Genomic DNA, 25,905 nt, shown 5'->3' on the forward strand with positions numbered 1-25,905 from the left:
ACAGCGCAAGCACCCACACGAATTGCTTGATTCAATTGTTAAAGAGCGGTTGGTTGAGCCTTTCGCTTCAACCGAGGCGCGCATTCTACGCTAACCTCTTGTTCTGTCAAGCGTTTATTTTCAGAAGCTTCAAACTCATTCAAAACTTCGAAACGCTAAAACCGAACAGCGTGCCAAGCATCTTTCGATTAACTCGTCAGCGGGAGGCGAATCTTACAGCATCCTAAGTTGCTGTCAACTGCCTTTTTCACCGCCGGAGCCAGGAGGCTCGCACCGCCTCCAACCCTTTCTGAACTCCTAACTCGTTGATTACCAAGGAGTTTCTCGTTCATTCCGCGTTGGAAGTGGTGCGCATTATAAGGACATCTGAAAACCCGTCAACACTTATTTCAAAATTATTCGCGATTCAGGGAAATACGCGCAAAGGCCTTCTTGCCCGCCTGACAAACATGAGTAGCGCCAAGCTTGAATATAAAGCCGCGATCAACCACCTCACCATCGACCTTCACGCTACCGGCCGCCAGCAGATCACGTGCACCGGCAGCATTCTTCACCAGCCCTGCTTTATTAAGGACGGCAGAAATCGGCAGATCCTCACTGGAAGTAACGATGACCTCTGGCAGATCTTCAGGCAGCTCGCCATCTTTCATGCGATTGCCTGCAGAACGATGCGCAGTGGCGGCAGCTTCCTCGCCATGGAACCGCGCAACAATCTCTTCAGCCAGTTTGATCTTGATGTCACGCGGGTTGGCACCCGCCTCGACTTCAGCCTTGAATGCATTGATCTCTTCCATCGAGCGGAAGCTCAGCAGCTCGAAGTAGCGCCACATCAGTGCATCCGGAATAGACACAAGCTTGTTATAGATGACGCCCGGCGCCTCCTGGATCCCTACATAGTTACCCAAGGACTTGGACATCTTCTTCACGCCATCCAGACCTTCAAGCAACGGCATGGTCAGAATGCACTGAGCCTCCTGACCATAGGAACGCTGCAGCTCACGCCCCATCAACAGGTTGAATTTCTGATCGGTACCGCCCAGCTCGACGTCAGCGCGCAGGGCAACCGAGTCATAGCCTTGAACCAGCGGATACAGAAACTCATGAATGGCGATCGGCTGGTTGCCGGTATAGCGTTTGTCGAAGTCATCGCGCTCAAGCATCCGCGCAACGGTGTAGTTCGACGCCAGGCGAATGAAATCAGCCGGGCTGAGCTTATCCATCCAGGTCGAGTTGAAGGCCACTTCAGTCTTGGCCGGGTCGAGGATCTTGAACACCTGCGCCTTATAGGTCTCGGCGTAATCCAGCACCTGCTCACGGGTCAGCGGTGGACGGGTGGCGCTCTTGCCGCTCGGGTCACCGATCATGCCGGTGAAGTCACCGATCAGGAAGATCACCTGATGCCCCAGGTCCTGGAACTGACGCAGCTTATTAATAAGCACCGTATGCCCCAGATGCAGATCAGGGGCAGTAGGGTCAAAACCGGCCTTGATCCGCAGTGGCTGGCCACGCTTGAGCTTTTCTACCAGCTCCGCCTCGACCAGAAGCTCATCCGCGCCGCGCTTGATCAGCGCCAACTGCTCTTCAACCGATTTCATATCACCCCCAATTCAGAAGGGAACCAACCTTACAAGATCAGCGCCCAATTACAAGTTTTTGCCCGGCACACGGGCGCTCCACCCGACCGTCTCTCGGTCAGGGTTGCTTCGCGCCGGATTTGGTTATATTTTATACAGTTATTTCATCTTCATCATGTCATTCATCTTTTCCATTTCACCTTTTTCAAAGTCAAATAGCCCATGAACGACACTCCGCCTAAAGCGCCGCCGCTTTACCCGAAGAGCCATCTACTGGCTGCAAGCGGTATCGCAGCCCTCCTCAGCCTGGCGCTGCTGGTTTTTCCATCCAGCGAAGTCGAAGCAAAACGCACCAATCTCAGTCTTGATCTGGAAATGCCTGCCGAACAGCATGCACAGCATGAAGACGCTACAAACAGCGCCGAAGCCACACCCCAGGGCGCAGATTCGCCATTCGCCCAGGTCGAATCGGCTGACAGCGAAAACGAAACAGCAACCGTCATTCCGGAAGGCCAGTCCGAGCAAGGCCAGCTGGCAACCGCTCCGGCCCTGAAAGATCCCAATCACCGTGAAGTGGTCGTAGCCAAGGGCGATACCCTGTCGACCCTGTTCGAGAAGGTCGGGTTGCCGGCCACTGCGGTCCATGAACTGCTGGCCAGCGACAAACAGGCCAAGCAATTCAGCAAACTGCAAAACGGTCAGATCCTGCAATTCGAACTGTCTGCCGATGGTCAGCTCAACAAGCTGCACAGCAAGCTCAGCGAACTGGAATCCATCAGCCTGTCCAAAAGCGCCAGCGGCTATACGTTCGATCGTGAAGTCAGCAAGCCGGATGTGCGTAACGCCTATGCCCACGGCGTGATCAACAGCTCGCTTTCGCAATCGGCGCAACGTGCCGGCCTGTCCCACGCCATGACCATGGAAATGGCCGAAGTCTTCGGCTACGACATCGACTTCGCCCAGGATCTGCGCAAAGGCGACGAGTTCGATGTGGTGTACGAGCAGAAGGTCATCAACGGCAAGAGCATCGGTAACGGCAACATTCTCGCCGCCCGCTTCACCAACCGCGGCAAGACCTACACCGCAGTGCGCTACGTCAATAAACAAGGTAACGCGAACTACTACACCGCCGAAGGCAACAGCATGCGCAAAGCCTTCATCCGCACGCCGGTTGATTTCGCGCGCATCAGCTCGGTGTTCTCGGCTGGCCGCAAGCACCCGATCCTGAACAAGATCCGTGCCCACAAGGGTGTTGACTACGCCGCCCCTAGGGGCACTCCGATCAAGGCTACCGGCGACGGCAAAGTGCTGCTTGCAGGACGCCGCGGTGGCTACGGCAATACCGTGATCATTCAGCATGGTGATACCTACCGCACCCTGTACGGTCACATGCAGGGCTTTGCCAAAGGCGTCCAGACCGGCGGCAGCGTCAAGCAAGGTCAGGTCATCGGCTATATTGGAACCACCGGCCTGTCGACCGGCCCGCACCTGCACTACGAGTTCCAGGTCAACGGCGTACACGTCGATCCGCTGGGTCAGAAACTGCCAATGGCAGAACCTATCGCCAAGGCCGAAAAGCAGCGTTTCCTGCAGATGAGTCAGCCGCTGATGGCGCGTATGGATCAGGATAAAGCCAGCAAACTGGCGCTGAACAAAAGGTAAACCATGGCCCACTTCTATATCGGCGTCATGTCGGGCACCAGCCTCGACGGAATCGATATCGCTCTGCTTGAGCAGGATCAGCGTCCCAAGCTATTGGCGACGCATTACATCCCCATGCCGGAGGATCTTCGTGCCGAACTGCTCGGCCTTTGCTCCCCCGGCGATGACGAGCTGGCACGAGCAGCGATCGTCGAACAGAAGTGGGTAAGGCTGGTTGCCCAAGGCGTACAGGCTCTGTTGAACGAGCAGAAACTGGTGGCCGGGCAGATTCGCGCCATCGGCAGCCATGGCCAGACCATTCGCCATGAGCCGGCGCGCGGCTTCAGCATCCAGATAGGCAACGCGGCCTTGCTGGCCGAACTCACCGAAATCACCGTGGTGACCGACTTCCGCCGTCGCGATGTCGCGGCCGGAGGCCAAGGCGCGCCCTTGGTGCCGGCGTTCCACGAAGCGCTGTTCGACGATAACAAGGATCGTCGTGCAGTACTTAACGTAGGCGGCTTTACCAACCTGACCCTGATCGAGTCCGATCGTCCGGTGTCCGGCTTTGACTGCGGGCCGGGTAACGTCTTGCTTGATGCCTGGATTCAGGCTCAGCGCAATCTGCCTTACGACCGCAATGGCGAGTGGTCTGCAAGTGGCGAAGTCCATCAGCCACTGTTACAGGCACTGCTCAGCGATCCGTTCTTCCTTACCCAAGGCCCGAAAAGCACGGGCCGTGAAGTCTTCAACCTGGGCTGGCTGAAGCGGCATTTGCAGGCTTTTGCAGAACTGCCCGCACACGATGTCCAGGCTACCCTGCTGGAGCTCACAGCACGCAGCATCACCCAGTCGCTACAGGGCGCCCAGTCGGGAACCATCGAGCTGTTGGTGTGTGGTGGTGGTGCGCACAATCAGGCGCTGATGGACCGACTCGCCAGCCTGCTGCCCAATACACGGGTCAGCAGTACCGCTCAATTCGGGGTCGATCCAGACTGGGTCGAAGCCATGGCGTTTGCCTGGCTGGCGCATTGCTGCCTGGAAAGCGTGCCGGCCAATCGGCCGACGGTGACCGGTGCCCGCGGGCTGCGTGTCCTGGGCGCGATTTACCCGGCCTGACCGAACGCCCACAAAAAAGCCGCGCATCAGCGCGGCTTTTTGTTGTGGGCGATCAGATCGAGAAAGACGAACCACAGCCGCAGGTTGTCGTGGCGTTAGGGTTCTTGATCACGAAACGCGAACCTTCCAGACCTTCCTGATAGTCCACTTCAGCGCCAGCCAGATACTGGAAGCTCATGGGGTCGACCACCAGGCTTACGCCCTCACGCTCGACGATAGTGTCATCGTCGGCAACGTCTTCATCGAAGGTAAAGCCGTACTGGAAGCCCGAGCAGCCGCCGCCGGTCACGAACACCCGCAGTTTCAGGCGATCATTGCCTTCCTCATCAACCAGGGTTTTCACCTTGTGCGCGGCACCAGGGGTGAATTCCAGGGCCACTGGAGTGAAGCTTTCCACGCTCATGTCAGATCTCTCCCGGCTAAAGCCGTCGTAATGCGTAATGAGCACATTATCCGCTTGTCCTAGAAAACAGGTCAACTATAGCAACAGCAGTGACCCGGCCAGAGCATGCCCGATCGTCGCAGTGACGCGGGCCAGCGATTCACCCCATGCGACAACTGACAACGTGACGTAAGGCCACACGCCCCCTACTATTCGGCCACCGTGAACCTGGAGAACCACTAACATGCTCTATTTATGGATCAAAGCGCTGCACATTGTCGCCATTGTCTGCTGGTTTGCCGGCCTGTTTTACCTGCCGCGCCTGTTCGTTTACCACGCCATGAGCGAAGACAGCACCAGCCGTGAGCGTTTCATTGTCATGGAGCGCAAGCTGTACCGAGGTATCATGGGGCCAGCAATGATCGTCGCGCTGCTGCTCGGCGCCTGGCTGGTCTGGCTCAACCCCGGCTGGCTTAGCCAAGGCTGGCTGCATGCCAAACTGACCCTGGTGTTCCTGCTGGTCGGCTATCACCATGTATGTGGTGCCCAGATCAAACGCTTTGCCCGCGGTGAAAAGGGCCGCAGCCATGTTTTTTACCGCTGGTTCAATGAAATTCCTGTATTGCTGCTGTTGGCTATCGTCATTCTGGTGGTCGTCAAACCTTTCTAGACCAGCGTCGATATAGCTCACAGACCAAGCGCCACCTGTGCCGTCGTTTGGTCACCGCAATCTTTTGATATTCGATAAGGAAGCCTTGCATGGCCGCCCCCCACTACCGAATCGTGTTCGACGGACAATTGCGCGAGGGCGTACAGCTCGAAACCGCGCAACTCAATCTCGCCCAGTTGTTCAAGACTGAGGTGGCGGCCGTCGCCTCCCTGTTCAGTGGCCAGCCCGTTGCGTTGAAGCAAGGTCTGGCGCTGGCGGATGCCGAGCGTTATCTGCAGGCACTGCAAGAGGCCGGCGTCCAGGCACGTATAGAGCCCGAGCCCGATATCAGCCTGAGCTTGGACAAGGTCGAGCCGGTTCCGCAAGCCCGCCCAGCGATCGACGCCGACACGCTCTCGCCCTATGCGCCACCCAAAGCCCAGGTCGATACCCCGTCGGCCTATGCTGAACTCAAAGTCTTCAGCCTGAGCGGGCGCATCGGCCGCCTGCGTTACCTGGCCTGGTCGCTGTTGGTACTGGTGATCACCAGCCCGCTGTCTTTGTTGGCCGGGTTGATGATGAGCGCCTCTGATGGCGCCGGCAGTGTCGCGATGCTGCTGGTCGGTGTCGGCATCGCAGCGGCGCTGATTCCCATGGGTGTCCAGCGACTGCATGACATCGGCTGGTCGGGCTGGTGCATGTTGCTTAATCTGGTGCCTGTCGTCGGCAGTTTCTTCCCGCTGGTGATGTGCCTGATGCCAGGCAGCAAGGGCGTCAACGCCTATGGCCCGCCGCCGCCCGCCAACAGCACCACGGTCAAAGTGATCACCGGTCTGTGGCTGGCAGCCCTTGCTTTGCTGTTTGTGGTTGTCCTGTTCACCGGGGCCGGGATGTTCAAGTCGCTCAAAGAGCATATGGAAGTGACCTCCAGTCATTCTGCGCAGTCGATATCAGTCAGCCCGCAGAGCTCAAGACAAAGCCTGTAAGCCGCAGACAAGCCGACGCACGATGTTCGATGGAGACCTGCATGACCCGTTACGCCCTGATCACCGGCGCCACCAGCGGCATAGGCCTGGCCATGGCCGAAGCTCTGGCACGCCGGGGTCACAACCTGATTCTGGTGGCCCGTCGGCGTGACCTGCTGGAAAGCATCGCCCTGGAGCTCACCCAGCGTTTCGGTATCGAAGTCCTGTTCCGGGCTTGCGACCTGGGCGAACCATTGCGTCTATCCGGATTCCTGCTGGAACTCGAAGACAGCCCTCATCAGATCGACCTGCTGGTCAACAGCGCCGGGATCGGCACCTGTGGGCCGTTCCTGGGTCAGGAGTGGGCCGCCGAACAGGACCTGATCGACCTGAATATCCTTGCCCTGACCCGTCTGTGCCACACCGTGGGTAATCTGATGGCCTTGCATGGCGGCGGGCAGATTCTCAACATCGCCGCCATGGCAGGTTTTCAGCCAGGCCCGTGGATGAGCACCTATGCTGCCAGCAAAGCGTATGTACTGCATTTTTCCGAAGCCCTGCGCGAAGAGGGCCACAAAAACGGAGTCAAGGTCTCGGTACTCTGTCCCAGCCCGACCCGTACGGCCTTCTGGCGCACAGCCCAGGTTCGCGCCGACGACCGCAAGATGATGACCCCGGAAGAGTTGGCGCTGTATACCGTGCGCGCGCTGGAGCGCAATTGCGCAATCATCGTGCCCGGCTGGCGTAACAAGCTGCGCACATTCGGGCCACGGCTGGCCTCACGCTGGCTGACCCGCCGGATCAGCGGTTTGCTCAACAGAAAGCGCTGCCTGAATTACTGACGAAGCAATAACGCCTCAGTACACTGCGGCAAGGCCCACCCACCCTCAAGGAGTTCATGGCTGTGGAGACAATCTTTACCAAGATCATCAATCGGGAAATCCCGGCGAAGATCATCTACGAAGATGATCAGGTTCTGGCCTTCCACGACATCGCCCCGCAAGCGCCAGTGCATTTTCTGGTCATCCCGAAAAAACCGATCCGCACCCTCAACGATCTGGCTGAAGAAGATAAAGCCCTGGCCGGGCACATTCTGTTCACCGCACAGCGGCTGGCCAAAGAACTGGGCTGCGAAGACGGCTTTCGCGTCGTGATGAACTGCAATGAACTCGGCGGCCAGACCGTCTATCACATTCATATGCACGTACTGGGTCAACGTCAGATGAACTGGCCTCCGGGCTGAGTGCACGACCAGCGGCTGCATCCTGTCGTCAATCAGTCACATCGCGGCAGGATGATCCGCCTCAAGCCTCAGGGGCAGGATTGCAGTAGACTGGGGCCAATCGATATCTTCGGAGGTGCCCATGGCAACCGAACGCCACTACTCTGTGCTCGACAAACTGCTGCTGCAGGCAGACAGCGCCATGCGCACCCTGCTTCCTTCAAGCGGTCACTCTTCGCGCCCATCGCCGGCCATCGTGAGGCCGGAGCACAAGATGGACGAGACCGAAACCCGGCACATCGCCGGCCTGATGCGTATCAACCACACTGGCGAAGTCTGCGCCCAGGCGCTGTACCAGGGTCAGGCCCTGACCGCCAAGCTGCCCGAAGTACGCAAGGCCATGGAGCATGCCGCCGAAGAAGAGATTGACCATCTGGTTTGGTGCGAGCAACGCATTCACCAGTTGGGCAGCCATACCAGCGTGCTTAACCCGTTGTTCTACGGCCTGTCGTTCAGCATTGGCGCCGCTGCCGGGCTAATCAGCGACCGGATGAGCCTCGGCTTCGTCGCCGCGACCGAAGATCAGGTCTGCAAGCACCTGGACGAGCATCTCGAACAGATTCCCAACGAAGACGAAAAGTCCCGGGCCATCCTCGAACAGATGCGCATCGATGAAGCCCATCATGCTGAAACGGCACTCGATGCAGGCGGTTTTCGCTTCCCGACGCCGGTCAAGTTCGGCATGAGTCTGGTGGCCAAGGTCATGACCAAGACCACTTACCGGATCTGACATGACAAACAGAAAAAAGGCGCTTCGACAGCGCCTTTTTTCATGAAAGTCAGCCCAACTCGACGATCTCGTAGTCGTGGGTAATTTTCACCCCGGCATTGCCCAGCATGATCGAGGCCGAGCAGTACTTCTCTGCCGACAGTTCGATGGCACGCTTGACCTGGGCTTCTTTCAAACCTCGGCCCTTGACCACAAAGTGCAGATGAATGCGGGTGAAGACCTTCGGATCTTCCGAAGCGCGCTCGGCTTCCAGAAACGCCTCGCAGCTTTCGACCGGCTGGCGGGACTTCTTGAGAATACTCACCACGTCGAAATTGCTGCAACCACCCAGCCCGATCAGCACCATCTCCATCGGCCGTACCCCAAGGTTACGGCCTCCGGCCTCCGGCGGGCCGTCCATCACCACCACATGACCACTGCCCGACTCGCCGAGGAACATGGCTTCGCCAGCCCATTGAATGCGTGCTTTCATCGCCAGACTCCACTGCTGGAAAAAAGGGTCGCCAGATTAGGGGCTGTTGCGCGTTGAGTGCAAGCCGGGTGTTTACTCCCGCCCGCCTATATAAGTCATGACTTTAAAGGTAGATGTGTAGGAAACTTCGGAAATAATGCCAAAGTGCTCTCATCGTGCTGGGGAGAATGACGATTTGGCCGATAATCAATAACAAGCAATCTGGCGCAAGACTTTTTCGGGAAATACGCATGGCCGTCATCGCCCTCAATCCAAAACTCAAGAGCATCGACAAGCTCCTGACGCACGCCCAACGCCGCCGCTGCCCGGCCAGAAGCCACATTATCTGCGCAGGCGACCCTTCGGAGTCGCTGTTCTTCATCGTTAAAGGGTCGGTGACGATTCTGATCGAAGACAGCGAAGGCCGGGAAATGATCGTCGCCTACCTCAACAGCGGCGACTTCTTCGGTGAGCTGGGTCTGTTCGAGCCTCTTGGCCATGCGTCGCCGCGTAGCGCCTGGGTGCGGGCCAAGACCGAGTGCGAGATCGCCGAGATCAGCTACGCCAGATTCCGCGAGCTGAGCCAGCAAGAGCCGGAGATTCTCTACACCATGGGCGCCCAGATGGCCGAACGCCTGCGCAATACCACGCGCAAGGTCGGAGACCTGGCGTTTCTGGATGTCACCGGGCGGGTGGCACGCACCCTGTTGGACCTGTGCAAGCAACCCGATGCCATGACTCACCCGGACGGCATGCAAATCAAGATCACCCGCCAGGAAATCGGCCGTATCGTGGGTTGTTCGCGAGAAATGGTCGGGCGCGTACTCAAGTCACTGGAAGAACAACGCCTGGTTCACGTCAAGGGCAAGACCATGGTGGTGTTCGGCACCCGCTGAGGCAGGTTACAACCCGGCGAGCAATTGCCGATAGGCTGCGGCCAGTTGCTCAAGCAACCGGTCATCGCTAAAGACCTCACGCAGTGCAATATGACTGCTGGCTTGCACTCGCGGCGCCAGTCCGCAGCTTTGATAGAACAGATTGACCGCTGCCACCATCTCGTCACGCTGGTTGTCCAGCAGCAATGCGCCGTGCACCAACACCACCGGACGTGCTCCACCCTGGGCCTGGCGCCAGCGCTGGGCAGTGCCCACCAGCTTGCGGCCATTGAGATTGACGTTGTAACGCCCGTCACAAAATGCGCCTTCAACCTCGCCCAACGATGACTGGCCACCGAACGCCGCAAGCACCTTCAGCATTGGCTGGCATAACCGCAGGTAAGCCGTCTCGATGCGGTCGCGATCCACATCCGTCGCAGGCTGGGCATAGACCAGCGCAATGTTCACCGTGGCCGGTGATTGCGGCACCGGCTCACCGCCGGTCTCACGCAGCAAGACCGGCCAACCGCTTTCGGCCAGAACCTTACAAGCCTCGTCGAACCCGGCCAGTCGGCTCATGCGCCGGGGCATGACCAAGGCCTGCCGGTCAGGACGCCAGAACAGCAGGCCATGCTCGGCCTCACCGGCGCACACCGCGCCAAGCAGGTCCAGCTCAGCCTGCAGACCTTGCTCTACACCTGCCTCGACGATCATGCCGGCCACCGGGTCAGTCAATCACCGGCCCGATAGCGCTGGGCGCTGCACCGCGCTCGGGGAAGAACAGACGCTGCAACTCGGTGCCCGGCTGCTCGGCACGCATGAACGCCTCGCCGACTAGGAACGAATACACGTCGTTGATTTCCATCAGCTCGACATCGGCGCGATTGAGAATCCCGCTTTCAGTAATTACCAGACGGTCACGCGGAATGCGCGGCAGCAGGTCCAGCGTGGTTTCCAGGCTAACGTCGAAGGTGTGCAGGTTACGGTTGTTGATGCCCACCAGCGGGGTATCCAGAGTCTTGAGTGCACGCTCCAGCTCGTCACCGTCATGAACCTCGACCAAGACATCAAGACCAACGCCCTTGGCAGTTGCGGCCAGTTCAGCCATGCGCCCGTCATCCAGGGCCGAAACGATCAGCAGGATGCAGTCGGCGCCCAGCGCACGGGCCTCGACCACCTGATACGGGTCGATCATGAAATCCTTGCGGATCACTGGCAGCTTGCACGCCGCACGGGCTTGCTGCAGATACGCATCAGCGCCCTGAAAGAAGTCGATGTCCGTCAGAACCGACAGGCAGGTCGCCCCGCCCTGCTCATAACTGACCGCGATTTCGGCAGGTTTGAAATCTTCGCGGATCACGCCTTTGCTCGGTGAGGCCTTTTTGATCTCGGCAATCACTGCCGGCTGCTTGCGCCTGGCCTGTTCTATCAATGCATTGGCAAAGCCACGCGGTGCATCGCCCCTGGCAATCTGTTGTTCCAGTTCGGCCAGGCTGACCCGGGCACGACAGGCAATGACTTCTTCAGCCTTGCGGGCCAGGATTTTTTCCAGAACCGTCGGCACGCTCATCCTTCATTCTCCAGCTTGAATACGGCGGTAAAAGCGCCCAGCTCTTCGAGTTTTTCCCGGGCCAGACCAGTGTGCAACGCATCGTGAGCCAACTCCACGCCTTCTTTGAGACTGTAGGCATGATCAGCGGCGTAAAGTGCCGCGCCAGCATTGAGCACGATCATTTCGGCAGCCTTTTGCCCGCTCTCGGTCTTGCGTCGCCCCAGCGCATCACGAATCAGTTCCAGCGACGCTTGCGGGCTGTCGACTACCAGGCCATACAGGCTCTGGCTCTTGATCCCCAGGTCCTCGGGCTGGACCCAGTACTCAGTGATCTGGTCGTTGTTCAATTCAGCGACAAAGGTTGGCGCTGCCAGGCTGAATTCGTCCAGACCATCCTGAGAGTGCACCACCAGTACGTGCTTGCTACCCAAGCGCTGCAACACCTCGGCCAGCGGCCGGCACAAAGCCTGGGTAAACACGCCCACCACCTGATGACGCACACCGGCCGGGTTGGTCAACGGGCCAAGCATGTTGAACAGGGTGCGCAGCCCCAGGTCGCGCCGGGGGCCGGCGGCGTACTTCATGGCACCATGGTGCATTTGCGCGAACATGAAGCCGATGCCCACACTGTCGATGCAACGAGCGACCTGCACCGGACTCAGGTTCAGATAGACACCGGCAGCTTCCAGCAGGTCGGCACTGCCGCTTTTGCCCGACACCGCACGGTTGCCATGCTTGGCCACGGTGCAGCCAGCAGCGGAGATCACCAGCGAAGCGGCAGTGGATACGTTGAAGATATTCGCGCCATCGCCACCGGTGCCGACAATGTCGACCACCCGCTCCAGCGTCTGCAACTGCACCTGGCCGGCCAGCTCACGCATCACCGAGACAGCGCCGACGATTTCATCGATGCTCTCGCTTTTCATGCGCATGCCCATCATGAACGCGCCGATCTGCGCCTCGGTGCACTGACCGGTCATGATGTCGCGCATCACCTGGCTCATTTCTTCAGTGCTCAGGTCCAGATGATTGACCACCCGGTCCAGGGCAGTCTTGATATTGATTGTGCTGCTCATGGGAATTCCTTATGCCTGACGACTGCCGCCGGTCTGTTTGAGAAAGTTGGCGAACAGCTCATGACCCTGCTCGGTGAGGATCGACTCGGGGTGAAACTGCACACCCTCGATATTCAGCGTCTTGTGCCGCAGGCCCATGATCTCGTCGACCGAGCCATCGGCCTGTGTCGTCCAAGCGGTGACTTCCAGACAATCAGGCAAGGTCTCGCGCTTGACCACCAGCGAGTGATAACGGGTCACCACCAGTGGCTGGTTCAAGCCGTTGAACACGCCCAGGTCTTCATGGGCCACCGGGCTGGTCTTGCCGTGCATCACCTGGCGGGCGCGCACCACATCACCACCAAACGCCTGACCGATCGATTGATGGCCCAGGCAGACACCGAGAATCGGCAGCTTACCGGCAAAGTGACGGATCACTTCAAGCGACACGCCAGCCTCGTTAGGCGTGCAAGGCCCTGGCGATACCACGATGCGCTCAGGGTTGAGCGCCTCGATCTGGGCAATGGTCAATTCGTCGTTGCGGATCACTTTGACATCGGCACCCAGCTCACCCAGGTACTGCACGACGTTGTAGGTAAAGGAGTCGTAGTTATCGATCATCAGCAGCATGTAGCTCACCTCTTGAATTCGCTGACTTTGAAACCGCCCCGCGCAGGTCGTCGCTCACAGGTCACCATCACCAGGATGATCAGGCATCCGGGGCGGACCAGCAGACAGATTACGAGGGCACATTGTTACGAGTCCGGCGTGGCCGGAAGGAGAATAGTCAGGCGCGCCAACGCCAACGGGCGTGAGCCTTGATAACGCGCATCAAGAGTTTGCTGACAGTCGTCACGGAAGGAGTCTCTTCTAAACGTTTCGGGACATTAGCGTACCGGGTCACACCGCGCAATCATTGTACGCAAGAAAACCGACGCAATATCCCATCAGAAACCGACAGTTAAAGCGCATCAGCACAGCCGTGCGCCATTTACCCGGTCAGCCATTGTGTATTACGCCCAATCCTGCGCGTAACCGGCCATCGGCCTGGCAACTGTGTCAATGCTTGCTAGGGTGTCTGGGGCCGATAAAAAACAACAACACGGATGGCTACCATGCGCTCACTCGTCTCGCCGTTTTCCTCGTTGCGCAAGCCGCTGCTGGCTTGCCTGCTATCACTGGGCTGCCTGCCGACGCTGGGCACCGCAGCGCCTTACTCGACCCTGTTCGTCTTCGGCGACAGCCTGGCCGATGCCGGGCAATTCCCGGATCTCGCCGGCCCCAGCGGCGCGAGCCTGCGGTTTACCAACCGCACTGGTCCGACCTACGGCAGCGGTGAAATGACCGGCTACAGCTCTTCGACCCTGCTGGGCATGATGCTCGGCATTGCGCCTGCCGATCTGAATGCCTCGACTTCACCGCTCAACGCCGCCCTGGGTCTGCCCGACGGCAACAATTGGGCGGTCGGCGGGTATCGCACTGACCAGATCCTGGCGGCCATCACCTCGCAGTCCAGCGTGGTCGACCCCAACTCGGGAACCACCTTGCGCACCCGGCCGGGCTACCTGCCCGGCAATAACTTTCGCGCTGATCCCGATGCCTTGTATTACCTGACTGGCGGCGGCAACGACTTCCTCCAGGGCCGGGTACTGAGTGCCAGCGATGCGCGGGCCGCCGGTGGCCGCCTGGCCGACAGCGCCCAAGCACTGCAGCAGGCCGGTGCACGCTACATCATGGTCTGGCTGCTGCCGGACATCGGCCAGACTCCGGCCTTCAGCGGCAATCCGGCACAACCTTTGGTCTCTCAACTCAGTTCCGCCTTCAACAGCCAGCTGGTCGCGCAACTGGCGCAGATCGATGCGCAGATCATCCCGTTGAACATTCCGCTGTTCATCAGCGAAACCCTGGCCGACCCGGCCCGTTACGGCTTTGCAGCCAATACCAATCTGATCGGCACCTGCTTCAGCGGCGACAGCTGCACAGCCAACCCGATCTACGGCCTGAACGGCAGCAGCCCGGACCCGAGCAAGCTGTTTTTCAATGACCGCGTACACCCCACCACCGCAGCACAACAACTGCTCGCCGATTACGGCTGGTCGATCCTCTCTGCACCTTGGGAACTGACCCTGCTGCCGGAAATGGGTCACAGCACCTTGCGTAGCCAACAGGATGAGCTGCGCGCGCAATGGCTGGCAGACTTCGGTGCATGGCAACCGATTGGCCAGTGGCGCAGCCTCGTCGCCGCCGGCGGTCAGCATCTGGATATCGACGCCCAAAGCAGCGGCGCCCAAGCCGATGGCCGCGGCTACAACCTGACCCTCGGCGGCAGCTACCGGTTTGCCGAGCACTGGCGCAGCGGCCTGGTTGCCGGAGCCTATCGGCAGAGTTTGAAAGCAGGAGCGCTTGATTCGCACTACCGCCTCAATGGTTATATCGTCAGCGCTTTCCTGCAGTACCAGGCCAACAACCTGTGGGGCGATCTGGCCGCGTCCGGCGGGCGTCTCGACTATGATCGGGCCGAGCGCAAATTCGCTCTGGGCGTCGCCGAAGCCCAGCAAAAAGGTGACACCGACGGTCACCTGTGGGCGTTGAGTGCACGACTGGGCTATGACCTGGCCGGCGCCAACCGCCCCTGGCACCTGTCGCCGTTCATCAGCGCCGACTATGCCCGGGTGAACGTGGATGGCTATCGCGAGCGCGGTAATGGCTCGACCGCCCTGACCATCGACGATCAAGAGCGCACCTCAAAGCGCGCCGGGGTCGGCCTGCTGGGCAAATGGCAATTGAGCAATGCCACCCAAGTGTTCGGCGAAATCGCCCACGAGCGCGAGTTCGAAACCGACCCGCAACAACTGCGCATGGCCCTGACCAGCCTGTCGTCGATCAACTTCGAGCTACAAGGCTATGAGCCTCAGCGCAACCTCAACCGCGCCAGCCTTGGGGTGGCACATAAAATCAGTCGCGACCTGAGCCTGCACGCCAATTACAACTGGCGCAAGAACGACGAACTGACCCAGCAAGGGGTCAGTGTCGGAGTGAGTCTGGATTTCTGAAGCGAGCGGGAGCTGTAGGACCGGCTTTAGCCGGGAATCGTTAACCGTTTCTTCCCGGCTAAAGCCGGTCCTACAAGCGGAGCGCCACCCGGCCCCTCCTACTGCTGCTCAGCCAAAGCAACGGCGCGGAACATGGCGCGGCGTTTGTTGATGGTTTCTTCCCATTCAAGCGCCGGCACCGAGTCGGCCACGATGCCGCCACCAGCCTGCACGTGCAGCTCGCCATCCTTGATCACTGCGGTGCGGATAGCGATGGCGGTGTCCATGTTGCCGTTCCACGCCAGGTAACCCACCGCACCGCCGTAGACGCCGCGCTTGACCGGCTCCAGTTCGTCGATGATTTCCATGGCACGGATCTTCGGCGCCCCTGACAGGGTGCCGGCCGGCAGGATCGCCCGCAATGCATCCATGGCCGTCAGGCCACTCTTGAGCTGGCCTGTGACGTTGGAGACGATGTGCATCACGTTGGAATAACGCTCGATGACCATCTTCTCGGTCAGTTTCACGGTGCCGATTTCAGAAACCCGCCCCGTGTCGTTACGCCCCAGATCGATGAGCATCAGGTGTTCGGCAATTTCCTTGTCGTCGGACAGCAAGTCTTCTTCCAGCGCCCGGTCGGCTTCTTCGTTCGCGCCACGCGGACGGGTCCCGGCAATCGGTCGCACGGTGACCAGGTTGTCCTCGACCCGCACCAGCACTTCCGGTGAGCTGCCCACCACATGGAAGTCGCCAAAGTTGAAGAAGTACATGTACGGCGTCGGGTTGAAGCAACGCAGCGCCCGATACAGATCGATAGGCGCAGCCTTGAAGTCGATGGACATCCGCTGCGACGGCACCACCTGCATCACATCGCCTGCCAGGATGTACTGCTTGATGGTGTCTACGGCCCGCTCATAGTCGCTCTGGGTGTAACTTGAGCGGAACGCAGGTTCGGCGGCCGGCGGACGCGACAGGTCCAGCCCACGACGCGGGGTGATCGGCTGGCGGAGCTTTTCCATCAACGCATCAAGCTGGGCCAGACCGTTTTCATAAGCATCGGACTGCGCCGGGTCGACCAGCACGATGGCGTGCATCTTGCCGGCCAGATTGTCGAATACCACTACCGCATCGGAAACCATCAGCAGGATATCGGGCACGCCCAGCGGGTCCGGGTTCGGGCAGGTGGCAAGACGTTTTTCGACATAGCGCACACAGTCATAACCGAAGTAACCGACCAGCCCCCCATTGAAACGCGGCAACCCCGGCAGGGTCGGCACGTTATAGCGGGCCTTAAAGGTCTCAACGAACGCCAGCGGATCTTCAACCTCCAGGCTCTCGATCTCGACGCCATCGCGGGTCACGCTGACCTTGTGGCCATAGACGCGCAATACCGTGCGGCACGGCAGGCCGATAATCGAGTAACGCCCCCACTTCTCGCCGCCCTGCACCGACTCCAGCAAATAGGAGTTGGGCTGGTCAGCCAGTTTGAGATAGATCGACAAGGGAGTATCGAAATCGGCCAGTGTATCGAGGGCCAACGGGATACGGTTGTAGCCTTCAGTGGCCAGACGCAGGAATTCTTCGCGGTTCATGAAACGCCTCGTGGTATGAGGATAAACAGTCAGTCGGGCAAGTTGCCCATGGCAAACGTGCCGCATGCGCGGCCAGGAACAAGTCAGGCGCGCCAGCGCCAGCGGGCCAGGGCCTTGATGACTTTCATCCAGAGTTTGCGAGTGACCACCACGATGGAATCTCTTTGCGAGGGATGTTCAATGTCGGGCAACAGTATCTCAGCGCCCATGTCCAGGCAACCGGGAATCAGCTTGCGCAGATCATCAATCACCAGCGACGGCGACTCCTCGGCAATCGGTCGCCCATGGTTGTAACCATAGGTCAGGCCGACACTGGCAACCCCGGCCGCCTTGGCCGCCTGCACATCACTGCGCGAATCGCCCACGAACAGTGCTTGGGAGGCGTCTACTCCGGCCATTTTCATGACCTGAAACAACGCCGCCGGGTCGGGTTTTTTCTGTGGCAGGGTATCGCCGCCGATGATCCAGCGGAAAAACCGCCCCAGTTTCATCTCATCAAGCAGCGGCGCGACGAACTGCTCCGGCTTGTTGGTGATCAGGGCCATTTCCACGCCCTTCTTCTGCAGCCACTTCAGGGTTTCGCGCACACCGGGGTACACCACGGTATGTTCATGCTTCTCGGCATAGGCCTGCATGAACAGTTCAAGCCCCTGTTCGGCCAACCCGGCATCGACGCTCGCATGCTCGATATCCCCGGCCAGGGCACGGCGCACCAGCACCGGTGCGCCATTGCCAACCCAGGCCCGTACAGCCTCCAGCCCCGCCGCCGGACGCCCAAGCCCCAGCAGCATCTTGTCGACTGCCACGGCCAGGTCGGGCACCGAGTCGACCAGGGTGCCGTCCAGATCGAACATGATCAGTTTCGGCAACTGGCCTGGAAAAAGCTGCTCGAAGCCGCTCATGGGCGGGCCGCTGCCAGCTCGCTGCGCATTTTATCGATGACTTGCTTGTAGTCCGGGGCATTGAAGATTGCCGAGCCGGCCACGAAAGTATCGGCCCCGGCGGCAGCGATCTCGCGGATGTTCTGCACGTTCACGCCGCCGTCGATTTCCAGACGAATGTCACGGCCCGATGCGTCGATCAGCGCACGTGCCTGACGCAGCTTGTCCAGCGTACCGGGAATGAACTTCTGCCCGCCGAAGCCTGGGTTGACGCTCATCAGCAGGATCATGTCGACCTTGTCCATCACGTACTCCAGCACGCTCAATGGCGTGGCCGGGTTGAACACCAGGCCCGACTTGCAGCCACCGTCACGGATCAGTTGCAGGGACCGATCAACATGCTGGCTGGCTTCGGGGTGGAAAGTGATGTAACTGGCACCGGCCTCGATGAAGTCGCCGATGATGCGATCGACCGGGCTGACCATCAGATGCACATCGATCGGCGCGGTGACGCCATACTTGCGCAAAGCGCTGCATACCATCGGGCCGATGGTCAGATTCGGCACGTAATGGTTGTCCATTACATCGAAGTGCACGAAGTCGGCTCCAGCGGCCAGGACACTGTCGACATCCTGCCCGAGGCGGGCGAAGTCGGCGGAAAGAATCGATGGAGCAATAACGAAGGGCTGCATGGCGCACCTGTTGGACTGAATCACGGTGGCGCGCATTGTACCCCAGTAGCAGCTTCAAGCCGCAAGCTGCAAGCCATAAGCAAGAGCAGCCTTCACCACGGACCGCTCTTGCTTGCCGCTTGAAGCTCGCAGCTTGTGGCTGCTTTATTCCGCCTGGGTGCGCAGTTTCTCGCTGCGCCCGCGCAACCATTCCAGCACCAGCAACAGGGCCACGGAGAAGCCGATCAGCAAGGTCGCGGCAGCGGCGATGGTCGGGCTAAGGTTCTCGCGGATGCCGCTGAACATCTGCCGGGGCAGGGTCGCTTGCTCGGGGCCGGCGAGGAACAGGGTCACCACCACCTCGTCGAACGAGGTGGCGAAGGCGAACAGCGCGCCACTGATCACGCCAGGGGCGATCAGCGGCAGGGTCACGCGGCGAAACGCGGTCAGCGGCGAAGCGCCCAGGCTGGCGGCGGCACGCACCAGGTTATGGTTAAAGCCCTGCAAAGTGGCCGACACAGTAATGATCACGAACGGCACACCCAGTACCGCATGCACCAGGATCAGCGCGGTGTAGCTGTTGCCCAGCCCCAATGGCGCGAAGAACAGGTAGCTGGCAACACCCACGATCACCACCGGCACGACCATGGGCGAAATCACCAGGGCCATGACCAGCGGCTTGCCGGGGAAATCGCCACGGGTCAGGCCGATCGAAGCCAGGGTGCCGAACACCATGGCCAGGAAGGTCGCTGCCGGGGCGACGATCAGGCTGTTTTTCAGGGCGCGCATCCACTCGGCTGACTCGAAGAAGTTTTCATACCACTGCAGCGAGAACCCTTGCAGCGGGTAGACCAGAAAGCTTCCGGAGTTGAACGACAGCGGCACGATCACCAGCACCGGCAGCACCAGAAACAGCAGAATCAGCGCGCAGAGGATGCGCAGGCTGTAGTACCAGATGCGCTCGACGGGCGAAGTGTAAGGGGTCAGCATGGCGATTCTCCTCAGCTCAGACGCAGGCGGCTGGCGCCGACCAACCAGCTATAGATCAGGTACAGCAAGATGGTCGCCAGCAGCAGCAGGCCGCCCAGCGCTGTCGCCATGCCCCAGTTGATGCTGGTGTTGGTGTAGAAGGCAACGAAGTAGCTGACCATCTGATCGTTCGGGCTGCCCAGCAACGCCGGAGTAATGTAGTAGCCGATCGACAGGATGAACACCAACAGGCAACCAGCACCGATCCCGGCGTAGGTCTGCGGGAAGTACACCCGCCAGAAACTGGCGAACGGGTGGCAACCCAGCGAAATCGCCGCACGCATGTAGCTCGGCGAGATGTTTTTCATCACGCTGTAGATCGGCAGGATCATGAACGGCAGCATGATATGCACCATGGCGATGTACACCCCGACCCGGTTGAACACCAGCTCCAGCGGTTTATCGATAATGCCCATGGCCATTAGCGCACTGTTGATCAAGCCACTCGATTGCAGCAGCACGATCCACGCCGCCACCCGCACCAGGATCGAGGTCCAGAACGGCAACAGCACCAGAATCATCAGCAAGTTGCTCTGCCGCGACGGCAGGCTGGCCAGCAGGTAAGCCAGCGGGTAAGCCAGCACCAGACAGATGGCGGTGATCACCAGCCCCATCCAGAAGGTGCGGGCAAAAATATCCAGGTAGATGGCCTGATCCGGTGAGGCCGGGGCCACTTCGCCAACATCGTCGATACGGTGATCGAGCGCTGCCAGCAGGTAATATGGGGTGACGCTACTGGTGTTACGACGAATCGCCTGCCAATAGGCCGGGTCGCCCCAACGCTCGTCCAGCGCTTCGAGTGCTTCTTTGTACGACACCGGTTCAGTCGCGAACGGCAGCGCACGGGAGGTCTTGCTCAACAGACTGCGATAACCGGCCAGTTCCTGGTTCAGGCGCTTGGACAGCTCACCTACAGTCGAATTCTTGCGGGCTTCGGCCAGGTCCAGGCTCAACGCCTTGTACGCCGCTTCCGGCGGCAGGCCTTTGCCATCCCACTTGTCCACCTCAACGATGGTGGTAGGCAGTGCTTCAACGACCTCTGGGTTACCCACGCTCTTGTAAAGCAGCGCAGCAATCGGCACCAGAAACACCAACAGCAGAAATATAACCAGCGGCGCGATCAATGCCTGAGCCTTGAAACGGTTGACCCGTTCGGCACGAGCCAGACGTTGCTTGAGGTTGGGACTGGCGCCTTCAGACAGGGGCACGGCGGTGGCCATAGCGAACTCCGAAATCTTTTAACGAGGGGGGCATTCCCCTGACAGGAAATACCCCCGGTCTTACGCAGGGGCGGACGCTTACTTGGCAGCCCAGGCAGTGAAGCGCTGTTCCAGGGTTTCGCCGTTGTCGTTCCAGAACGTAACGTTCATCTGCACCTGGTCTTTGATGTTTTCTTCGGTGGTCGGCATGTTAGCCAGAATGGTCTTGTCCAGCAGCTTCACAGCGTCGGTGTTGGCCGGGCCGTAAGCGATGTTTTCCGAATAAGTCTTCTGCTGTTCGGCGCCCAACGTGTAGGCAATGAACTTCTTGGCCGCCTCGGCATTTTTCGAACCCTTCGGAATGGCCCATGCGTCGAAGTCATACACGCCGCCGTTCCACACCACTTTCAGGTTGCTTTCTTTCTGCACCGCAGCAATACGACCGTTGTAGGCCGAACTCATGACAACGTCACCCGAGGCCAGGTATTGCGGCGGCTGGGCACCGGCTTCCCACCACTGAATATTTGCCTTGAGCTCGTCGAGTTTCTTGAAGGCGCGGTCTTGGCCGTCTTTGCTGGCCAGTACGGTGTAGACATCTTTCGGTGCCACACCATCGGCCATCAGGGCGAATTCCAGGGTGTACTTGGCGCCTTTGCGCAGGCCGCGCTTGCCCGGGAATTTCTTGGTGTCCCAGAAATCAACCCAACTGGTCGGTGCGGTGCTGACTTTATCGGCATTGTAGGCAAGGACCGTGGACCAGACGAAGAAGCCTGCGCCACAGGTGGTAATCGCGCCTTTGACGTATTTGCCAGCATCACCCAGCAGCTTCGGATCCAGCTCTTCGAACATGTCTTCGTCGCAACCGCGTGCCAGCTCCGGCGACTCAACCTCTACCAGGTCCCAGGACACGCTCTTGGTGTCGACCATGGTCTTGATCTTGGCCATTTCACCGTTGTACTCACCTGCAATGATCTTGCCGTTGCCAGCCTTCTCCCACGGGGCATAGAAGGCTTTTTCCTGGGCGGCCTTGTTGGCGCCGCCGAAGGAAATAACGGTCAGATCGGTTGCCATGGCGTGCGCTGCACACATCATTCCCAGCGTAATAGCGGTGAACTTCAATGGTTTGAGCATTTATTCTTCTCTCCACGGGCAGTGTTGGTTAAGCAATGAGTGAGGACGATGGATCGTCTCTGTTCAGGGTTTTAGTGCACTTGCTGCAGCGGATCGAGCGCACGGGCGTGCTCGATCTGCCAACCGATCGGCACGACATCGCCCACGCGCATGGCAGGGTCGAGTTCGGCGATTGGCTGTTTGACGAAGAAGTCGGTTTTACCGGCGACCTCCATACGCACCCGGACGTGGTCGCCCAGGTAGATGAATTCGGCCACCCGGCCAGAGAAACGGTTGGCGCAACTCTCACTGCGGCCATTGAGGCTGATGCGCTCAGGGCGGATCGACAGCGTCACCGGGTCGCCGCTCTGGCCGACGTTCACCGCCAGCGCCTGAACCTTCTCGCCACGGCTCAGCTCCACTACGCAACGCTCACCTTCCTGGCTGACCAGACGGCCATTGAGGCGGTTGTTCTCGCCAATGAAGTTGGCTACAAAAGTATTTTTCGGCGCTTCATAGAGCGTGCGCGGGGCGTCGATCTGCTGGATTTCGCCTTGATGGAATACCGCCACGCGGTCGGACATGGTCAGCGCCTCGCCCTGGTCGTGGGTCACGTAGACCACGGTCACGCCAAGACGCTGGTGCAGGTGCTTGATCTCCATCTGCATGTGTTCACGCAACTGCTTGTCGAGGGCCCCCAGCGGTTCGTCCATCAGCACCAGTTGCGGCTCGAACACCAGCGCACGGGCCAGCGCCACACGCTGCTGCTGACCACCGGACATCTGGGTCGGGTAACGATGCGCGAAGGCGTCGAGCTGGACCATGCCCAAGGCACGTTTGACCTTCTCGCCGATATCGGTCTTGCTCAGGCCACGCACCGAGAGCGGGAATGCCAGGTTCTCGGCCACCGTCATGTGCGGGAACAACGCGTAGTTCTGGAACACCATGCCAATGTCGCGCTTGTGCGGTGGCACGTTGTTGATGGCCCGGCCGTTAAGCAGGATTTGCCCGGCGGTCGGCGTTTCGAAGCCGGCCAGCATCATCAGGCTGGTGGTCTTGCCCGAGCCGGATGGCCCGAGCAGGGTCAGGAACTCGCCTTTGCGAATATCCAGGTTCAGGTCTTTGACGATCAGTGATTCGCCATCGTAGCTCTTCTGCACACCACGAAAGCTGACCAGAACATCATTGGCCCCAGCACTTGAATCGACGTCGCTCATTACCCACACCTTTGTTATGACTATGACTGCGTGAGTTCAAGATTAGTGCAGGCCATAGGCCACGCAAATCGGCAGCGCGGAGAGAATGAGCTAAGCGCGATGGAAGGTGATTTGTAGGGATCGCCCTACACGGATGACGCTATTGAATATGCAAAATTGCCTTGAACCTCGCAGGAGCGGCTTTAGCCGCGAACCGTCGCGATTATTCGCGGCTGAAGCCGCTCCTACCCAGTCGGTTACAGATAAGTGCAGGGTTAAAGCAGCTTGTGCTCCAGCGCATATTTGACCAGTTCGGCCACCGAATTGACGTTGAGTTTCTGCATCAGCCGCGCCTTGTGGGTACTGATGGTCTTGCTACTGAGGGCCAACTGATGGGCAATGTCGTTGACGTTGGCGCCCTGAGCCAAACGCTCGAACACCGAAAACTCGCGTTCGGACAGTAACGAGTGCAGTGGTCGGCTGTCAGTCAGACCGACCTCAAACACCATGCGGTCGGCCAGTTCCGGGTCGATGTAGCGCCCACCGGCCGCCACCCGGCGAATCGCGGTCAGCAGCAATGCCGGATCGCTGTCCTTGGTCGCGTACCCCGCCGCACCGAACTTCAGTGCCCGGGCGGCCATTTGCGCTTCATCATGCATTGACAGCATCAGGATTGCCGGTGGATTGTTCAGCGCGCGAATCCGTGGAATGGCTTCCAGACCGTTGACGCCGGGCATGGAGATGTCCAGCAACACCACCTCGCAAGGCACCTGACGTAAAGTCTCCAGCAACTGTTCGCCGTTGCTGGCTTCGCCAACCACTTGCATGTCCTTGGCCAGACCGATGAGCTGCTTGATGCCTTCGCGCACGATGGTGTGGTCTTCGGCTACCAGTACACGAATCACAGTGCTCACTCCTGCTGCGGGATGGGGATATAGATATGCAAGGTTGTGCCCTCGCCCGGTTCGCTGTCCAGCTCCAGACTGCCGCCCAGCATCAGCACCCGCTCACGCATGCCGACCAGACCGAAAGACGCCGGCCGCTCGGTCTGCGGATCGAAGCCTTTACCGTCATCAGCGATGCTCAGGCATAACAGGTTATCGGCCAGGGTCAGGCTGATCTGAACCGAGTGCGCAGCGGCATGGCGCATGACATTGGTCAACGCCTCCTGAAGGATACGGAACAGACCGACGGCACGCGCATCACTGAGCGCCGGCAGGTTATCCGGCACCTGCACCAGGCACGGGATCTGGGTACGCTCTTCGAAACGCCGCGCCTGCCACTCGATGGCCGAGGCGATTCCGGCATCCAGAATCGGCGGGCGCAGCGCCGTGGCGACATCACGCACCAGCTGAAACAACTGGGCGATCAGGCGTTTCATGCTGTTAAGGCGCTCGCCCAGCCCTGGGTCCAGATCCGCATAGGCCAGCTCGCACATGGAAGTTTCCAGTTTAAGCACGGTGAGCATCTGCCCCAGTTCGTCATGCACCTCACGGGCAATCCGCGCCTTCTCCTCCTCACGCACGCTTTCCAGGTGCGCTGACAACTCGCGTAGCTGCTCGTGAGCACGGCGTCGCTCGCTGACATCGCTAAGAAACACCACCAGGTACTCGGCCTCGCGAAAGCGCAGGAAGCTCAGCGACACGTCGGTCGGCAACACGCTGCCATCGGCGCGGATGCAGTTGGTCTCGAACACCTGCGGGCTGTCTTCACTGGAGCGCGCGTTACGCCACAGGTTCAGCCAGCGATCCATGTGCAGGCCAGGCTCAAAATCGATCAAAGGCCGGTCGACCACTTTGCCTGCGGCATAACCCAGCATGGTTTCGGCAGCATGATTGGCGTAGCGCACCCGGCTGTCCCAATTGACCCAGAGAATCCCTACGGTGCTCTGGTCGATGGAGAACTGCGCCAGGCGCAACGCCTCCTCACTGGCCAGGCGCCGGGTAATGTCTTCCCGGGCATCGAGCAACTGCCGCTCCAGGCTCTGCTGCATGCGCCGCTGCCACACGACAATCGCCGCACTGGCGAGCAACAGCGCCAACAGCAGCAGACACAGGTTCTTCCACAAGCCCGTGGACTCGGTGAACCGCGATGAGGTCAGCGGCATCCAGCGGGTATGCAACTGGTCCAGCTCCTTGGCCGGAATCGCCAGCAGCGCTTCGCTGACGATTGCCGCCAGCTCCGGCGAGTCACGCCGCGAGCCGATGCGCAACAACTGCGGCAAGCCGATATCGCCGACAATCGCCAGGCCGGCGAACTCGGGCTCACGAAACAGGCGGCTGAGTTGCGCTTCGTCCACCACCGCGTAACGCGCCTGCTGACTGAGCAACAGTTGCAGCGCCTGACGCTCCAGCGGCACGCCTTGCAGGTTCAGATGAGCAAAGTTGCTGCGCAGATAATCCGCCGTAGCACCGGGCATGCGCACCGCCACCCGCGAACGCTCATCCAGAGTATCAAGGTCCACCGTCCCGCCACCGTCGCGCTCCCCCACCAGCAGTTGCGAAACCCGCAGGTAAGGATCAGAGAACAGCCAGTGGCGCAGCCCGGCCGGGGTCTGCATCAAACCTGGGGCCAGATCCAGCTCGCCATCCTTCAGGGCCTTTTCCATGGCCGCCTGATCCGGATAGGTCCGCCACACCAGCTCCACCCGCAGTGCGCTGGCCACCGACTTCATCAGGTCGACGTTGGCCCCGGACAACTGCTGCAGCCGCTGATCAAACTGCGCGTAAGGTGCACGCAGCAATAAACCCACGCGCAACGGGCCATGCTGGTCAAGCCAGGCACGCTGTTCGCGGGTCAGGGGCGCCCAGAACGAAGGCTCAGGCTCATCCGCTCGCACTGGCAGCGTGGCCAGCATCAAGAGCAGCGTCAGACTGCCGATAAAAAAACCACGCACAACCGCTATCATCAAGGCTTCATT

The 25,905-nt window shown here is 59.8% G+C and carries 25 protein-coding genes; 9 read left to right on the forward strand and 16 right to left on the reverse strand.

The genetic code is table 11. The features are described from left to right. Nucleotides 1-395: 395 nt before the first annotated feature. A complete protein-coding gene (gene tyrS, locus NJC38_RS20905) occupies nucleotides 396-1,595 on the reverse strand; it encodes a tyrosine--tRNA ligase (RefSeq protein WP_253116941.1) in 1,200 nt (399 codons plus the stop codon). Nucleotides 1,596-1,796: 201 nt separating this feature from the next. Between tyrS and NJC38_RS20910 the strand changes: the two genes are divergently transcribed. Both NJC38_RS20910 and NJC38_RS20915 read left to right on the forward strand, forming a co-directional pair. Beyond that, nucleotides 1,797-3,236 (forward strand): peptidoglycan DD-metalloendopeptidase family protein, encoded by a 1,440-nt coding sequence (locus NJC38_RS20910; RefSeq protein ID WP_253116942.1) that lies wholly within the window; start codon nucleotides 1,797-1,799, stop codon nucleotides 3,234-3,236. 3 nt (nucleotides 3,237-3,239) lie between these two features. Next, a complete protein-coding gene (locus tag NJC38_RS20915) occupies nucleotides 3,240-4,334 on the forward strand; it encodes an anhydro-N-acetylmuramic acid kinase (RefSeq protein ID WP_253116943.1) in 1,095 nt (364 codons plus the stop codon). Between the two features lie 52 nt (nucleotides 4,335-4,386). Here NJC38_RS20915 and erpA read toward each other — a convergent pair whose 3' ends face one another. Beyond that, nucleotides 4,387-4,737: an iron-sulfur cluster insertion protein ErpA gene (gene erpA / locus NJC38_RS20920; protein WP_045484197.1), complete on the reverse strand. Its 351-nt coding sequence runs from the start codon at nucleotides 4,735-4,737 to the stop codon at nucleotides 4,387-4,389. 223 nt (nucleotides 4,738-4,960) lie between these two features. Between erpA and hemJ the strand changes: the two genes are divergently transcribed. From hemJ to coq7, 5 genes are all read left to right on the forward strand, one after another. Then, entirely contained in the window at nucleotides 4,961-5,386 is a 426-nt protein-coding gene (hemJ, locus tag NJC38_RS20925) for a protoporphyrinogen oxidase HemJ (protein WP_045484200.1), read from the forward strand. An 89-nt stretch (nucleotides 5,387-5,475) separates the two neighbouring features. Further along, on the forward strand, nucleotides 5,476-6,351 hold the full coding sequence (locus tag NJC38_RS20930; protein WP_253116944.1) for a DUF805 domain-containing protein: 876 nt from the start codon (nucleotides 5,476-5,478) through the stop codon (nucleotides 6,349-6,351). Between the two features lie 41 nt (nucleotides 6,352-6,392). Then, nucleotides 6,393-7,172 (forward strand): SDR family oxidoreductase, encoded by a 780-nt coding sequence (locus NJC38_RS20935; protein ID WP_045484204.1) that lies wholly within the window; start codon nucleotides 6,393-6,395, stop codon nucleotides 7,170-7,172. A gap of 62 nt (nucleotides 7,173-7,234) precedes the next feature. Further along, nucleotides 7,235-7,573: a histidine triad nucleotide-binding protein gene (locus tag NJC38_RS20940; RefSeq protein ID WP_253116997.1), complete on the forward strand. Its 339-nt coding sequence runs from the start codon at nucleotides 7,235-7,237 to the stop codon at nucleotides 7,571-7,573. Nucleotides 7,574-7,694: 121 nt separating this feature from the next. Further along, a complete protein-coding gene (coq7, locus tag NJC38_RS20945; RefSeq protein WP_045484207.1) occupies nucleotides 7,695-8,342 on the forward strand; it encodes a 2-polyprenyl-3-methyl-6-methoxy-1,4-benzoquinone monooxygenase in 648 nt (215 codons plus the stop codon). Nucleotides 8,343-8,391: 49 nt separating this feature from the next. Here coq7 and NJC38_RS20950 read toward each other — a convergent pair whose 3' ends face one another. Next, nucleotides 8,392-8,814 carry an OsmC family protein gene (locus NJC38_RS20950; RefSeq protein ID WP_045484210.1) on the reverse strand — a complete coding sequence of 141 codons (423 nt, stop codon included), beginning with the start codon at nucleotides 8,812-8,814 and terminating at the stop codon, nucleotides 8,392-8,394. 230 nt (nucleotides 8,815-9,044) lie between these two features. On the opposite strand from NJC38_RS20950, the gene crp reads away from it, so the two are divergent. Next, nucleotides 9,045-9,689 (forward strand): cAMP-activated global transcriptional regulator CRP, encoded by a 645-nt coding sequence (crp, locus tag NJC38_RS20955; protein WP_045484213.1) that lies wholly within the window; start codon nucleotides 9,045-9,047, stop codon nucleotides 9,687-9,689. Nucleotides 9,690-9,695: 6 nt separating this feature from the next. On the opposite strand, the gene NJC38_RS20960 is transcribed toward crp, so the two are convergent. Genes NJC38_RS20960 through NJC38_RS20975 form a run of 4 tightly spaced genes read right to left on the reverse strand, consistent with a single transcriptional unit; the run spans nucleotide 9,696 to nucleotide 12,905 of the window. Further along, nucleotides 9,696-10,382 carry a lipoate--protein ligase family protein gene (locus tag NJC38_RS20960; protein WP_253116945.1) on the reverse strand — a complete coding sequence of 229 codons (687 nt, stop codon included), beginning with the start codon at nucleotides 10,380-10,382 and terminating at the stop codon, nucleotides 9,696-9,698. 13 nt (nucleotides 10,383-10,395) lie between these two features. Next, nucleotides 10,396-11,238, reverse strand: a complete 843-nt coding sequence (trpC, locus tag NJC38_RS20965) for an indole-3-glycerol phosphate synthase TrpC (protein ID WP_253116946.1) — start codon at nucleotides 11,236-11,238, stop codon at nucleotides 10,396-10,398. Beyond that, nucleotides 11,235-12,284 carry an anthranilate phosphoribosyltransferase gene (gene trpD, locus NJC38_RS20970; RefSeq protein WP_045493900.1) on the reverse strand — a complete coding sequence of 350 codons (1,050 nt, stop codon included), beginning with the start codon at nucleotides 12,282-12,284 and terminating at the stop codon, nucleotides 11,235-11,237. The genes trpC and trpD overlap by 4 nt, the downstream gene beginning before the upstream one ends. A 21-nt stretch (nucleotides 12,285-12,305) precedes the next feature. Continuing rightward, nucleotides 12,306-12,905, reverse strand: coding sequence for an aminodeoxychorismate/anthranilate synthase component II (locus tag NJC38_RS20975; protein ID WP_253116947.1), 600 nt, complete (start codon nucleotides 12,903-12,905; stop codon nucleotides 12,306-12,308). Nucleotides 12,906-13,390: 485 nt separating this feature from the next. Here NJC38_RS20975 and estP point away from each other — a divergent pair, with 485 nt between their 5' ends. Next, nucleotides 13,391-15,328 carry an esterase EstP gene (estP, locus tag NJC38_RS20980; protein WP_253116948.1) on the forward strand — a complete coding sequence of 646 codons (1,938 nt, stop codon included), beginning with the start codon at nucleotides 13,391-13,393 and terminating at the stop codon, nucleotides 15,326-15,328. A gap of 98 nt (nucleotides 15,329-15,426) precedes the next feature. On the opposite strand, the gene trpE is transcribed toward estP, so the two are convergent. The 9 genes from trpE to NJC38_RS21025 all read right to left on the reverse strand — a co-directional run bounded on the left by trpE (nucleotide 15,427) and on the right by NJC38_RS21025 (nucleotide 25,893). Continuing rightward, nucleotides 15,427-16,899: an anthranilate synthase component I gene (trpE, locus tag NJC38_RS20985; RefSeq protein ID WP_045484226.1), complete on the reverse strand. Its 1,473-nt coding sequence runs from the start codon at nucleotides 16,897-16,899 to the stop codon at nucleotides 15,427-15,429. Nucleotides 16,900-16,982: 83 nt separating this feature from the next. After that, nucleotides 16,983-17,801 carry a phosphoglycolate phosphatase gene (locus NJC38_RS20990; RefSeq protein WP_045484229.1) on the reverse strand — a complete coding sequence of 273 codons (819 nt, stop codon included), beginning with the start codon at nucleotides 17,799-17,801 and terminating at the stop codon, nucleotides 16,983-16,985. Further along, complete coding sequence (gene rpe / locus NJC38_RS20995; protein ID WP_045493903.1) at nucleotides 17,798-18,472, reverse strand: ribulose-phosphate 3-epimerase; 675 nt, start codon at nucleotides 18,470-18,472, stop codon at nucleotides 17,798-17,800. Before rpe ends, NJC38_RS20990 begins: the two co-directional genes overlap by 4 nt. Before the next feature lie 144 nt (nucleotides 18,473-18,616). Further along, nucleotides 18,617-19,441 carry an ABC transporter permease gene (locus tag NJC38_RS21000; RefSeq protein WP_045484232.1) on the reverse strand — a complete coding sequence of 275 codons (825 nt, stop codon included), beginning with the start codon at nucleotides 19,439-19,441 and terminating at the stop codon, nucleotides 18,617-18,619. Nucleotides 19,442-19,452: 11 nt separating this feature from the next. Continuing rightward, a complete protein-coding gene (locus tag NJC38_RS21005; RefSeq protein ID WP_045484236.1) occupies nucleotides 19,453-20,700 on the reverse strand; it encodes an ABC transporter permease in 1,248 nt (415 codons plus the stop codon). A gap of 78 nt (nucleotides 20,701-20,778) precedes the next feature. Then, nucleotides 20,779-21,810 carry a polyamine ABC transporter substrate-binding protein gene (locus tag NJC38_RS21010; protein WP_253116949.1) on the reverse strand — a complete coding sequence of 344 codons (1,032 nt, stop codon included), beginning with the start codon at nucleotides 21,808-21,810 and terminating at the stop codon, nucleotides 20,779-20,781. A 71-nt stretch (nucleotides 21,811-21,881) separates the two neighbouring features. Continuing rightward, the gene (locus tag NJC38_RS21015) at nucleotides 21,882-23,006 is read right to left on the reverse strand and encodes an ABC transporter ATP-binding protein (RefSeq protein ID WP_045484241.1); all 1,125 of its coding nucleotides are present in this window, start codon (nucleotides 23,004-23,006) and stop codon (nucleotides 21,882-21,884) included. Nucleotides 23,007-23,260: 254 nt separating this feature from the next. After that, on the reverse strand, nucleotides 23,261-23,890 hold the full coding sequence (locus tag NJC38_RS21020) for a response regulator transcription factor (RefSeq protein ID WP_045484244.1): 630 nt from the start codon (nucleotides 23,888-23,890) through the stop codon (nucleotides 23,261-23,263). Nucleotides 23,891-23,895: 5 nt separating this feature from the next. Beyond that, nucleotides 23,896-25,893: a transporter substrate-binding domain-containing protein gene (locus tag NJC38_RS21025; RefSeq protein ID WP_253116950.1), complete on the reverse strand. Its 1,998-nt coding sequence runs from the start codon at nucleotides 25,891-25,893 to the stop codon at nucleotides 23,896-23,898. Between the last annotated feature and the right edge of the window lie 12 nt (nucleotides 25,894-25,905).

It is taken from the genome of Pseudomonas sp. 21LCFQ010, assembly GCF_024129905.1.
Lineage (GTDB): Bacteria > Pseudomonadota > Gammaproteobacteria > Pseudomonadales > Pseudomonadaceae > Aquipseudomonas.